Annotated in this window: 12 protein-coding genes; 6 read left to right on the top strand and 6 right to left on the bottom strand. The window is 47.9% G+C overall.

The features are described from left to right. Window positions 1-5 precede the first annotated feature (5 nt). The 3 genes from HP399_RS26955 to HP399_RS26945 are packed head-to-tail and all read left to right on the top strand — an operon-like array spanning window position 6 to window position 2,821. Window positions 6-911, top strand: coding sequence for a Gfo/Idh/MocA family protein (locus tag HP399_RS26955; protein WP_173618209.1), 906 nt, complete (start codon window positions 6-8; stop codon window positions 909-911). Further along, window positions 908-1,903, top strand: a complete 996-nt coding sequence (locus HP399_RS26950) for a Gfo/Idh/MocA family protein (protein ID WP_173618208.1) — start codon at window positions 908-910, stop codon at window positions 1,901-1,903. Before HP399_RS26955 ends, HP399_RS26950 begins: the two co-directional genes overlap by 4 nt. 45 nt (window positions 1,904-1,948) lie before the next feature. Continuing rightward, entirely contained in the window at window positions 1,949-2,821 is an 873-nt protein-coding gene (locus HP399_RS26945) for a sugar phosphate isomerase/epimerase family protein (protein ID WP_173618207.1), read from the top strand. Window positions 2,822-2,924: 103 nt separating this feature from the next. On the opposite strand, the gene HP399_RS26940 is transcribed toward HP399_RS26945, so the two are convergent. Beyond that, window positions 2,925-3,278 (bottom strand): DUF805 domain-containing protein, encoded by a 354-nt coding sequence (locus HP399_RS26940; protein ID WP_173618206.1) that lies wholly within the window; start codon window positions 3,276-3,278, stop codon window positions 2,925-2,927. A 205-nt stretch (window positions 3,279-3,483) separates the two neighbouring features. On the opposite strand from HP399_RS26940, the gene speD reads away from it, so the two are divergent. Next, window positions 3,484-4,293 carry an adenosylmethionine decarboxylase gene (speD, locus tag HP399_RS26935; RefSeq protein ID WP_144617709.1) on the top strand — a complete coding sequence of 270 codons (810 nt, stop codon included), beginning with the start codon at window positions 3,484-3,486 and terminating at the stop codon, window positions 4,291-4,293. 346 nt (window positions 4,294-4,639) lie between these two features. Here speD and HP399_RS26930 read toward each other — a convergent pair whose 3' ends face one another. The 5 genes from HP399_RS26930 to HP399_RS26910 all read right to left on the bottom strand — a co-directional run bounded on the left by HP399_RS26930 (window position 4,640) and on the right by HP399_RS26910 (window position 11,483). Continuing rightward, window positions 4,640-6,349: a hypothetical protein gene (locus HP399_RS26930; RefSeq protein WP_173618205.1), complete on the bottom strand. Its 1,710-nt coding sequence runs from the start codon at window positions 6,347-6,349 to the stop codon at window positions 4,640-4,642. A gap of 205 nt (window positions 6,350-6,554) precedes the next feature. Continuing rightward, on the bottom strand, window positions 6,555-7,220 hold the full coding sequence (locus HP399_RS26925; protein WP_173618204.1) for an ankyrin repeat domain-containing protein: 666 nt from the start codon (window positions 7,218-7,220) through the stop codon (window positions 6,555-6,557). Between the two features lie 284 nt (window positions 7,221-7,504). Beyond that, entirely contained in the window at window positions 7,505-8,974 is a 1,470-nt protein-coding gene (locus tag HP399_RS26920; protein WP_173618203.1) for an S-layer homology domain-containing protein, read from the bottom strand. A 334-nt stretch (window positions 8,975-9,308) separates the two neighbouring features. Next, a complete protein-coding gene (locus HP399_RS26915) occupies window positions 9,309-10,004 on the bottom strand; it encodes a response regulator transcription factor (RefSeq protein ID WP_048031238.1) in 696 nt (231 codons plus the stop codon). A 15-nt stretch (window positions 10,005-10,019) separates the two neighbouring features. Further along, window positions 10,020-11,483 (bottom strand): sensor histidine kinase, encoded by a 1,464-nt coding sequence (locus HP399_RS26910; RefSeq protein ID WP_173618202.1) that lies wholly within the window; start codon window positions 11,481-11,483, stop codon window positions 10,020-10,022. Between the two features lie 169 nt (window positions 11,484-11,652). Between HP399_RS26910 and HP399_RS26905 the strand changes: the two genes are divergently transcribed. Then, window positions 11,653-12,450: a carbon-nitrogen hydrolase family protein gene (locus tag HP399_RS26905; protein WP_173618201.1), complete on the top strand. Its 798-nt coding sequence runs from the start codon at window positions 11,653-11,655 to the stop codon at window positions 12,448-12,450. Between the two features lie 108 nt (window positions 12,451-12,558). Further along, window positions 12,559-12,807, top strand: coding sequence for a hypothetical protein (locus HP399_RS26900; RefSeq protein WP_007722655.1), 249 nt, complete (start codon window positions 12,559-12,561; stop codon window positions 12,805-12,807). The last annotated feature ends 54 nt before the right edge of the window (window positions 12,808-12,861 follow it).

The raw sequence follows: 12,861 nt of genomic DNA, 5'->3' as shown, positions 1-12,861 counted from the left end.
GGATCATGGTAAAAGTTGTGGTCGCAGGGGAAGCGGGAACAAGCGTCAAAGAGTCACAAGCTTGGCTTCGGATCAAAGAGGCAGAGATTGTAGGTGTGGCAGACAGCTTGTCTTCTTTGCGCGAAATCTTGCAGGGAACAGAAGTGGATATCGTGGATATTGGCTCGGTTACGGACAGCTCTGACCCATGGGTGACGCTTGCTGCCCAGGCGGGAAAGCATATTTTATGCGCAGAAGGTTCTGCTCTAGGGCGTGAAGGAATCAGTTTGTGCGATCAGCAGGATGTCGTGCTGCAATTCACAAATACGCTGCGTTTTGCTCCAGAATACGAGCAAGCCCACGAGCAATTAAAGAATGGGGCCATCGGAAAAGCAGGTGTCATTCGCTTGCGAAGAAGTGCTTCTGCATCGGCTGAAAATGTAGGAAAATGCATTTTTCAAGCGCTTGGAATGCGTGAATTTGATTGGCTACGCTGGACGTTCGGCGAGGTTGAGCGAGTGATGGCGCGTGAGGTCAAGCGCAAGAATGAGTCAGGACAGATCGTTCATTATGCGCTGGTCATGCTCCGAATGGCAGGCGGGGCAATTGCTCATGTAGAGCTATCTTGGGCGGAGGGGACAGAACATACTTCCTTTGAGCTTACTGGTGATCAAGGAATGATTGAGCATGATAGCCGGGAAAGCACCCCTATTCGCTGGAGTCGGGGAGAGCAGTTTCTATCGACAACATTCCAAGGGATGGACCTGATGCAGCGACAGCGGGAGCATTTCATTCGCTGTGTACAGAAAGAGGAAGGGCCACGTCTGCATTCTCGTGATCTGCTCGCTGCTCTCGATATCGCTTCAGCGGCGAGAAAATCGGTCAAGACGGGACAACCAGTGAAGCTCATGCACGGAGGTGACGAGGGATGAAGGTAGGAATCATCAGCTTCGCCCATATGCATGCGCATAGCTACGCTACTTATTTGCAAAAGCACCCGGATGCGCAGCTGATAGCAGTCTGGGATGATGACTCGCGCCGTGGAGAGGAAATGGCGACTGCCTACCAGCTTGATTTTTACGAAGATCTGCAAGCCTTTTTGCAATCCGGTATCGACGCGGTCATTATTTGCTCGGAAAATGCCAAGCACAAGGAGCACGTGATTGCGGTAGCGCGAGCGAAAAAGCACATTCTGTGCGAGAAACCAATTGCCACCGAGATTGCCGATGCACGCGAAATGATTCAGGCTTGCAAAGAGGAAGGTGTCATGCTTCAGGTTGCCTACCCAGTTCGTTTTGCACCTGTGATGGAAAGCGTCAAACAAATCGTTCAGTCAGGTGCTCTCGGAGACATTCTCGCCATCGATGGCACGAACCACGGACAAATACCAGGTGGCTGGTTCATTGAAAAAGAGCTGTCTGGCGGTGGGGCAGCGACGGATCACATCGTCCATCTGATGGACCTCGTACGCTGGATGCTCCAAGACGAAGTAAAAAGCGTCTACGCGGAGCTGGACACACGCTTTTACGAGATTGAGGTAGAGGATTGTGGCCTGGTTTCCGTGGAAATGGAGTCTGGCGTGATCGTTGGAATTGATCCGAGCTGGTCGCGGCCGAAGACGTTCCCGACGTGGGGAGATGTGACGATGCGGATTGTCGGCACCAAAGGCACGTTGGACGTCGATGTGTTCAAGCAACACGCGCTCTATTACAATGACTGCGATTCGAAGCTCCAACATTTACCTTGGGCTGTGGATATGGATGAGCGGCTTATCGCCGATTTTGTGCAAAATGTCAGGGAAGGCCGACCTCCGTCTATTACAGGAGAGGATGGACTGCGGACACTCGAAGTGGTGAAGGCAGCCTATGAATCCCATTGTCTCAAGCAAGTCGTGACTATCAACAAGGTGCATTTCTCATCATGATGAGCAGCAGCCTTTCTATACAATAAATCGAATGAGGTGGAACTGATGAAAATTGGATTGAGCACTTACAGTCTGCTAACAGCAATACGAGCTGGGGAAATGGATGTACTGGATGTCGTGCAATGGATCGCGGATAACGGCGGCGAGCACATGGAAATCGTGCCGTACGGTTTTACGCTGGTCGATAACGACGAATTGGCAGACGCTGTTCGGGATAAGGCAAAAGCGGTAGGAATTGAGCTGTCCAACTACTCGATGCCGACCAACTTTATTCAACCAGACGAAGAAGCCTTCGAAGCAGAAGTCACACGTGTAAAAACACATGTCGATCTGCTGCACCGCATGGGTATCAAGCATATGCGCCACGATGTGTCCGCCTTTACTGTTCCCGTAGAGGAGACGACGATCGAGTACTTTGAAAAGCATTTGGCTGAGATGGTCGAGGGAAGCCGTCGAATCGCTGATTATGCCGCGCAATTCGGAATAACGACGACAATCGAGAATCACGGCTGGCTGGTGCAGGCAAGTGATCGCGTGCAGCGTGTCTTGCATGAGGTCAACCGCCCGAATTTCAAAACGACGCTGGATATCGGAAACTTCATGTGTGTAGACGAGGCTTCGTTGGTCGGTGTGCAAAAAAATCTGCCTTACGCTTCGCTCGTGCATTTCAAAGATTTCTACTTCCGTCCATCCTACCATGATCCAGGCGCAGGCAAATGGTTCAAGACCGTCAATGGCAACTTCCTGCGTGGAGCGATAGTCGGACAAGGCGACATTAACATCCGCGAGGTTGTCAAGCTGGTTAAGCAGTCCGGCTATGATGGCTATATCACGGTCGAGTTCGAAGGCATGGAGGATTGTCGAGAAGGGTCTAAGATCGGAATGGACAACTTGCGACGTTTTTGGGACGAGGCGTAAAAAGGTAATGGATCAAACGGCATTTGGGGAGTCCCGAACGGCCGTTTTTTCTTTGGACCAAAAATAAAAAAACCTCTCCCTTTGGGGAGAGGCGATGGAGACATTAGAAGGATTGCGAAGTTTTTGGATTCGCACCGTATTTGTTGTCTCCTTGGCTGTCTTGGCACAAGAATACGAGCAAAATAATGGCACCGATAAAAGGAATTAACGAGATAAGGATCCACCAACCGCTTCTTCCAGTATCGTGCAATCGGCGTGCAGTTACGCTCAAACTAGGCAGTAAAACAGCCAATGAATAGATCATGCCCAAAATTGATCCTGTACCAATTAAATAGTCTACGAGAGCAATTACCATAGATACGATGATGTTGAACAAAGTGAACATCCAATATTCTTGACGTCTAGCTCTTCCTGTAAAAGCAACGTATTGCTTTAACACACTTGTATACCAATGCATGATAATTTCCCCCTTTCTTCTAAAATTTGACACACTTCGATATTTTATCACTAAACGCAGGGGATTAGAACCATATCCTGTAAAGTTTTCCTAATGCTATTGAATCATTTTTAAGTAGGACAAAAGTAATGGGTATTTATGAAGGAGATGGAGGAAAAAGTAAGAGCGAATGAGTTTTGGATGCTATCACAGGGGGAAATGACGCTTGGAACAAAAAACAGAACAAAACGTTACGCTGCATGGCTTCAACAATTTGACCAAGTCACTCAGCTTCAACATGTACGATATTTGCTACACGAAAACAAAAGCGGAACGGGAAGCGTATATCGAATACATAGATGAACAATACAATGCCGAGCGTTTGACGAATATCCTGAAAAACGTGTCGAATATTATCGGCGCACACGTACTGAATGTCGCGCAACAAGATTATGTACCACAAGGTGCGAGCGTCACTTTTCTTGTATCCGAGGGGCCAGTCGTAGAAGTCCCTACTGAATCTTATGAGGAATCCCCCGGACCTTTACCTGAAAATGTGGTGCTGCAATTGGACAAGAGTCATATTACGGTGCATACATACCCTGAGTACCATCCAACGGAGGGCATAAGTACGTTCCGGGCTGATATTGACGTCTCGACCTGTGGCGAGATTTCTCCGCTCAAAGCACTCAATTATTTAATTCGTTCGTTTGATACAGACTTGATGACGATCGATTACAGGGTGCGTGGATTTACCCGGGATATACATGGATACAAGCTGTTTATCGATCACGACATCAGTTCGATCCAAAATTATATTCCCGAGGAAATTAAGGAATTGTTCCACATGATTGATGTGAATGTGTACCAAGATAATATTTTCCATACCAAATGCAAGCGCAGGCAATTTGATCTGAACAATTATTTGTTCGGATACACGAAGGAAAAGCTGACACCGGAGGAGCAGGAGGATATTACGGAGCAATTGCAAATAGAGATGGACGAGATTTACTATGGGAAAAATATTGTGAATTAAGGAGAAAGCCTTCTCAGATTGAGGAGGTTTTTTTTCGTAGCTGTAGTGAGAGAAAGAAGCGCATTTCCAGTCTACGCTTCGGCCTACGCCCCGCAAGGGGGATTGACTGTCCGCTCCAGAGGCGCTTGGACTGGAAATGCGCTTCTTTCCACGCAGCTTAAGAAGCTCTGAAATATGAATCGAGATGTCTAAAATCGAAATAACTCCTACAGATTACACAAGAAGATGAAGCAAAAGCAAAAAATTATCTACCTCAAAAGACTTCCAGACATAACTGCCAAAAAGGTCTAACCCCCGAAATAATCATCTGCTGTTCGAAAGTCATGTCACATGGCTTCTCCCGACCTCAACAGTTGGAGGTGAACCTTTCATTTGCAGTAGGGTTAAGGTAGAATGCCCGAATCTCCTCGAGCGTTTTTCTAGCAGGCTGCACGAATTCGCGGTCCCAATCTTCCGGAGGGGAGTCCAGCGAGATGCCCTTTTCCTGCAAGGTTCGAAACAGTTCCTTATCCGCTTGCGTAGGTATCCACCATGTGTAGACGGGATTCGTTTTGCCATTGAGGAACGATTCGAACATAAATTTCACATAGGTAGCTGTAGAGAGTTCGCCGTAATTGACGTCGAATTCAGGCTCGGGTGCCGGATAATCCTCTGGATAGCGGAACGGGCCAAAGTGAATAGAAATACCCAGAAAGCCGACAGGTGGAATGTTGTTTCCATACCCCGGAAGCGAGAACGGCAGATCGGCTGCGAAGTGCAGGCGAATCATGACAGAGTTGATGAATTGCCGTTCGAAGAAACTTTCATTTTGCCAAATGCCGAGTTCTCGTGAAAGAGTATCCCAGTGAATGATGGACGTATTGTGCGCGAGCCAGAAGGAGGACGACATCTGTTCAAACGTTTTGTAAAATTCTTCATCGTAATCATGGAACGGATCGAGCATGTCGAACAGGCTGAAGCACCCATGTTTTCTCCTCCATTTTTGCGCGATGAACAGAAAATCAATCAATCGTTGGATTCGTAGTTCCGGGCTGCTCTCATTATTGGCAAACAGATACGTAGCTTCTATCAAATCGGCAGTGAAGTTGCCGTTAACAAAATCCCAGTAATTGATTTCACCAGCTTCTACGCGTTCTTCATTAATCCGATTCGTATCCGTTTCCCATCGCGCAAAGGTGGTGACATCAATGCCGAAGTAAAGCTCAGGCAAGAGGTCGCCAAAAATATGGAAGCGATAAGGGCTGGACTGCTGGAACCAAGATTTGATGAAGTCCAGGCGAGAAGAGGGAGACACGACTGCGGCCCGCTCCACATAGTTCGTTTTGGCAACGGTTGACTCGAATTCTTCAACGGATGAGGCGATCGCCACGAAAGGGGCTGCTGATGTCAGGAAGTCCACGCCATCTTCGTCGTTGTCGTATTGCACAATGATGTGCTGGAAGGTTGCCTCAGCCAAGGGAGATAACACGAGCTGATTCCAACGGTGTGCGGTTGCATCGTCAATGGCGCCGATGACGACGATGGGTTTGTCTGATTCTCCGCGAAAAGAAATAGAGGCACCGTTTTGGACGACGATCTTGTTTTGGCAACGTACGTTGATGGATGTACCTGCTTCAAAGCTGATTGAAGTCCCAGCAGCTATGATGACATCCGCTGGTCCGATCATGTACGGACCATTTTCTGCGGGAAATTCCTCCGATTGATTGATGATCCCCGATAGGCGCTTGTACTTATCCACGTGCAGTTGATAGGTGTGCTGCGGGTCTGGATCAGGCCCAATCGTCAGCTGCACGTAGTAAAGACCATCTTCCACCGGAAAAAAGGGAAGGATGATGGGGGCGTTCGGACTATATTCAGCTTCTGCGAGTTTTGTTCGATGGATGTCATAGATTCTGATGGTAGTCAAAGGATGCGTTAGGTTATTCATGTGAATTTCAATAGCGTCTGTAGAAGTAAGAAAGAGCTTGTACATCTCCACCTTGGGTTCAAGGTTAGGAGAAGCTTTTCGGATTCGTTTGTCCGTTTCCAGAATAGATGTATACGAGCTGACGGTCATGTAAAACAGGCTCCTATCAAAATGGTCTAGGTATATTGGAATAGTCCACTAGTAATTGACGCCTGAATATAGAAAAAGTTTTGAGTTTTGTAGGGTCTTTTGGTCTAGAAAATAAGAAAAAGGATAGGGGTCAGATGAGTTCTGACGATCCTATCCTTTGCTTTTTCAATTAGGTAGTTCAAAAAATCGACTTTCGGGTATTTTCTTATTTACCGCCAGCCTGTGTGAGCATTTCAATCATTTCTTTGTAGCCATGCTTCTTCGCATGCCCGAGAGGCGTCACACCATCGTGATCAGCGAGATTGACATTGGCATTGTGCTCGATCAGGAGCTTCACGATTTCCTGATGCTTCTTGCCACCATCGCCCAAAATCACTGCTTCTAAGAGAGCGGTCCAGCCCAATCTGTTGACGTGATCAATGTTGACATCAGAGGTGGTGAGCAGTTCCTTGACGATCTCGACATGTCCACGATCAGCCGCAGGAATCAAGGCCGTTCCGCCAAAACGGTTCGTAATGGTAGTGTCGGCACCTGCTGCTATCGAGGCTTTTACGAATGCGAGCTGGCCTGCTGCGCTTGCGAAGAGCAGGGGATTGTCTAAGTTGTTGTCTCGGATGTTGATGTTGGCTCCGCGTTCAACCAACAAGTTGAAAATGCCGAGTTGAGCAGAGTGGACCGCGATCATAGCAGAAGTGCGACCTCTACTATCGGTAGCGTCAATATCCGCGCCTTCTGCAAGCAGCCTCTCAATCGCTGCTTTGTCTCCTTGACTAGTTGCTGTCAATAAGGCTTGATTCAGCTTATCCATTTCAACTTTCACCGCCTGGGTTGCTTGCTGCTCGCCACTCGTCAAGAGGGTATTCCAATTCATCTCACACCCAGTCAGAACGATGGCGATCGTCATAAGACCAATACGCAGTATAGCGAGCCCACACCTTTCTTTTGATTTGGATACCTGCATCATACAAAAGAGGTAGTTCATAAAGTCATCTTTTGATCACGAAGTAGTTTTGAGAGCAAACTCGGCATCGAAAGTAACGCTCACCTTCGAAGTCCGGTGCTCATGTAGGTTCCCTACACTCCGCTCCTCCTTCTTCAGGTTCTCGTTACTTTCTCGGTGCTGAAAAGCCGACTTTTTGAACACTCATACAAAGACTACTCGACTGTCAGCTCGGCAGAAGATTTGCCAGCCCAATCGCCGACAGGTGTTACCGTGTATGTGGTACCTGCTTTCAGTTTACCATCTTGCTGGATGTCAAACACGCCTGTGGTACCTTTACGGCTGGAATATTTGTACGTCGCCAGCAGTTTTTCTCCATCTGCACTAGTAAGTTCTACGCTGCGTCCGGAGAACAGCTCGTCTCCTGGGTCCTCTGTCAGGGTAACGGTGATAGAGGTTTCACTAGCTGCTTTGGCTTCGCTGATTTCGAGCGGAGCGATTTCTTTTGCGACGAAGGTTGGATTCGCGATATTCGCCCAGTCGGACGTAATGGTGTACGTAACGCCCGGAGTCAGGACTTGGCCTTCTGGGAGACGGAATTTAATTTCTTGTTTGCCGTCTGTTGATTGTGTGAAAGGCACGTATTTCGCAACGATTGGTTGTCCGCCTTCCGGTGTAATGGTCACTTGTCTTGCTTGCATGGAAGAAATGATTTGATACGTTTTGCCGTCTGCACTGTTGTTTTGATCCAGCACCAATGCATTTGCACCGCGCCCTCCGCTGTAGGCAGAGATGACATATCCGTAATCGATGACACCATTTGCTCGCAGGGACTCAACTTCAAACGTGTCGTTTGTTACTTGGCGCACTTCTGTCATGTCGATCTTGGTTGCATTGCCTGCGAATGTGCCCGCCTTTTTCCCTTTGTATGTCAGGGTGTAGGTGGTTCCTGGCTTTTGAACCGATGTCGGCACGATGTAGGTATTGGTAGAACCTGTTTTCAGACGTGGCATATTGGTCAGTGTCAGTCCATCGCTAAAGACAAAGTCTTCTTTTGCTTTGGCAAATGCTTCGTTTTCTGCGGTCAACGGAGCGTCGAACTTCACAATCAATGTAATTTCGTTCAAGGATTGTACGTTCGTGATGGCCGCTTTTTCAGAAGGGATTGCCTGGCGAGCCACATTCAACAGATAAGCGGCTTCACCGCGAGTAACGTTGCTGTCTGCGGAGAAGAAGCGTTCCGCCCAGTAGTTAACCGACTTCACATCACGCTTGAGCGCTTTTGCGACGATTTGCGCGAATTCAGCATCTGTCACGGTTCCACGTGGATCAAATTGGCCATCCTTTGCTTGCATGATATCAAGGGATACCAGATCAACCGCGTATTTATAGAACCAGTCATTTGCTTTCACATCTGTAAACGTTACGGATTTATCTGTTTTGCCACCTTGCAAGCCAAAGGTGTGTGCAACCATTTTTGCCAGCTCGGCACGCGTAACTTGATTGTGAATGTTACTGCCTTGCATGACTTTCAGCTTGGAGAGTTCAGTAACGGCTTGTTGAATTTCTTGAGCACTCAGAGGAGTGGAAGCTGCTTGCACGTTCAGTGCAGCGTAAGGAAGGGATGCTGTGCCCATAACAGTTGCGAGCATCATGATCGCGATTTTATTGGAAAACTTTTTCATCAGTTGGTCCTCCTTTAGATCAGTTGAGTAGGTGTTGCTTGACTACCTGTAGGATAGTCGAGAGACCTAAACTGCCAAGAAACAAGGGATTAATAGAATCTAAAAAAGTTCTTAAAAAAATATAAAATGACCTCTATCGAAGCCTGGACATGGAGGAGCGACCGCGCTTTAGCGGAAAGTCATTATGCGCTCCAGAAAGTTTAAGCAATGACGCTTTGAAACGGTGAAGTGATTAAACTTTCTTACACGTAAAAAAAACCTCCAGCTTTGACGTGGAGCGGAAAATCCGTCCTCGTTTTCGCTGAAGGCTTTGTGATGGTCATGGTATTCACGCTTAGACTGTAAATCGGTAACCGGCACCCCAGACTGTCTCGATATACTGCGGATTGGACGGATCGACTTCGATCTTTTCACGCAGCTTGCGAATGTGCACCGTAACGGTCGCGATATCTCCGCTGGAATCCATGCCCCAGATTCGTTCGAACAGCTCGTTTTTGTTAAAAACTCGATTCGGGTGCGTTGCTAAAAATTCAAGTAGATTGAATTCTCTTGTCGTGAAAATGACCTCCTGATTGCGTACGTAGACTCTTCGGGATACTTTGTCGATGACGAGACCACGAATATGAATCTCTGCGTTCGTTGGTTGAGGTTGTCGGGCTGTCAAACGCTCGTATCTTGTCAGATGGGCTTTAGCTCTGGCTACTAATTCGCTTGGGCTAAACGGCTTTGTAATATAGTCATCGGCACCGAGATTAAAGGCGCGGATTTTATCGATCTCTTCTTTTTTTGCGGAGACGATCAGGATCGGCACTTCCTTGACTTGTCTGATCTGGCTGCACAATTCGAAGCCGTCCATACCCGGAAGCTGCAAATCAACGATGATCAAACTGTAGTCGCCATTGATCGCAAGCGGCAAGCCTTCGCTGCCAGAGTGGCATAAATCGACCTGAAAGCCGTTCAGTTCAAAATAATCCCGCTCCAGCTGAGCGATAGTCGTCTCATCTTCAATGATGAGGATGCGTGAAGACATGGGAATGTGCACCTCCTATTGTTTGTGGGTACGTTTTAACGTAAAGAACAGACTCGTGCCTACGCCTTGCTTGCTCTCCACCCAGATTCTGCCGCCGTGACCCTCGACGATCTGGCGCGCGATGGACAGTCCGAGACCGCTACCGCCCGTGGAAGAATTACGGGATTGCTCCACCCGATAAAAGCGTTCGAACAGGTGAGGAATGGCTTCTTGCGGGATACCGATGCCGTTGTCTGTTATTTCAATGGTGGCCCAATGAGCGTCCGCTTGAACCGAGACGCAGATGATTTTCTCAGGTTTATCCATGTATTTTTGCGAGTTGCCAATGATGTTTAAGACGGTACGCTTGATTTTTTCCAGATCGGCGATAACCAGGGTGCCTTCTGCTGTGCGTTGATTCCACTGAATCGTGATGCCCTTCTTTTCCAGATCGTAGTGCAGCTCATCGATGCAGTCATCCAAAAACTGCACGATATCTACATGTTCAAACGTAAAGGGCACTTGCTTCAGATCGAGCTTGGAGTAGAGAAACAGCTCATCGACGAGCAAGTCGAGGTCTACTGCTTTCGAGTAAATGATGTTCACGTACTTGTCCATTTTCTCCGGGGTATCAGCTACGCCATCGCGGATTCCCTCGATATAGCCTTTGATATTGGTAATCGGTGTACGCAAATCATGCGAGATGTTGGAGATCAACTCTTTGCGACTTTCTTCATCCTCAAGGCGAAGCCGCACTGATTCCTGCAATCGTTTGCGCATGTTTTCGAACGCTTCGTTCAGTTGTCCAATCTCGTCCTTCGTTTGTAGATGGAGCTCAAAGTCCAGATTGCCTTCCTTGATGTTCTCAGCTGAATTGCGCAGTAAATCGAGCGGCTTGACGACACTGCGGGTAATCCAGCGGTACAACAAGACGTTTGCGATGACAATGACGCCGAGGAGGAGGAACACGAGCATCGGCAGCAGTTTGCGGATAACCTCACCAAATGGACTGCGCTCGCGGATCACAAAGACACTGCCTTTTGCGCCATCCGAAAACTTGAAGTCAAACTTGGCATACGCATAAAATCTTTCGCCAATGTTGAACGTGTTGCGAATCTGGTTGTTGTTCAAGTCATAGGGCGGCAAGCTGTTTTCCAGCTCGGGCTGATTGATGGTTGGGGAGGTAAAGACTTGATTGCTCTCTCTGCGTACATACAGGCCGGCTCGTACCGTTTTGAGCTTGAAATCGTAATCGGCAAGTAGCTCCTGGTTTTGCAATTGATCCGGTTCATTCTTCGCGAGATATTTCAATTCAAGGAAAATATTCTCTTCTTGTTCAGTCAGCGGATTGAGCTGATAATGCACTTTATAAAAGTCGCGAAAGCTGTTGAAATCGCCTGTCGCTGCAATCGTAAATAGACTGGCGGCTACGAAAAACGTCAGCAAGCTGATTACTAGCATCCCTGTGTAAGAGAGCAGCAGCTTAATACGGATGGACATGGACTCACCTACTTTCGATAGGGTGAAAATTTATATGCAAGATGACAAGTCCATTATATACAAGACGTCCAGCTGGTAAAGCATAATTACTTGGAACTCGGTCAAAATCAGTTATACTAGCAAGTAAGAAACCGAGAGCTTTGTATGAATGGGAAGGACGGGGATATTCATGAAAGTAGCCATTGCACAACTTACAGCGACGATGGATAAGACGCAAAATTTGCAAAAAGCAGCCGATTACATCGCAAAAGCAAAGGCAGCAGGGGCAGATTGTGTCATCTTGCCTGAAATGTACAGCGCACCTGCCACGCCAAAGTCGGGAGTAACGCCAGCAGAGGTAGCGGAAAAGCTGGATGGTCCATTTGTTTCCGGTTTGGCAGAGCTTGCTCGGGAGAATGGGGTTTATGTGGTTTGCGGTGTGTTTGAATCCATCGAGGGTGATGAAAACCGCGCCTACAATACGACTGTTTTTCTAGGCCGTGAAGGACAGCTGCTGCATGCGTACCGTAAAACGCATTTGTACGATGCCTTTTCCTACACAGAATCGGACTTCATCGCGCCTGGAGATAATCCATATCAAGTGGTGGAAACAGAATTCGGCAAAATCGGGCTAATGGTTTGCTATGAGGTGCGCTTCCCGGAAATCGCGAGACAGTTTGCGCTCCAAGGTGCCGATATTTTGTTTGTGCCAGCAGGCTGGGTAGCCGGAGCGATGAAAGAGGATCACTGGGAGACACTGGTTCGTGCGCGTGCTATTGAAAACACGATGTTTGTATGCGCGGCTGATCAGGTCGGAAATATTTTTGCCGGACGCAGCATGTTCGTCGATCCGATGGGTGTCGTGATTGCAAGTGCAGGGGAAGAAGAAACGTTATTGATCACAGAACTGGATGTAAGTCGGATTGAACGAGTACGGGGCAAATTGCCAAGCGTAGCCAACCGCCGAGCGGAACTGTATACCAATTAAACGCCTATGCACACTTTCTCTTTTGTTCAATATGATGGTAACAGATAATTAGTCATTATTTTGGCCCTTATGTAAGCGTCACCATCATGAGAGAGGGAGTGTGTACGAATGTTCTGGTTCGTATGGGCTGTCGTCGGTGTGGTCGTTTGGTGGGCAATGAGCTTGATCTGTACAGGAAAAGCGGCAGGATCAGGCTGGTGGGCTTCGCTCATTGCTGCTCTTTTGGGTAGCTGGCTGGGCGATTTGGTACTGGGTGATTGGCTGTGGATGTGGGCCGGCTTCAACGTCATTGCCGGAGCCATTGGTGCGGTCGTCCTCACCTGGCTGTGGTGTTTGGTGGTGAAGCAACTGAAATAAGCGAAACGATATCGTATTACAAACTAACCAGGAATCGTCCAAATGGGCGGTTCC

Origin of the sequence: Brevibacillus sp. DP1.3A (genome assembly GCF_013284245.2) — a bacterium.
GTDB lineage: Bacteria > Bacillota > Bacilli > Brevibacillales > Brevibacillaceae > Brevibacillus.
The sequence above is the reverse complement of the archived record's forward strand: the minus strand, read 5'-3'. Positions and strand labels throughout refer to the sequence as shown.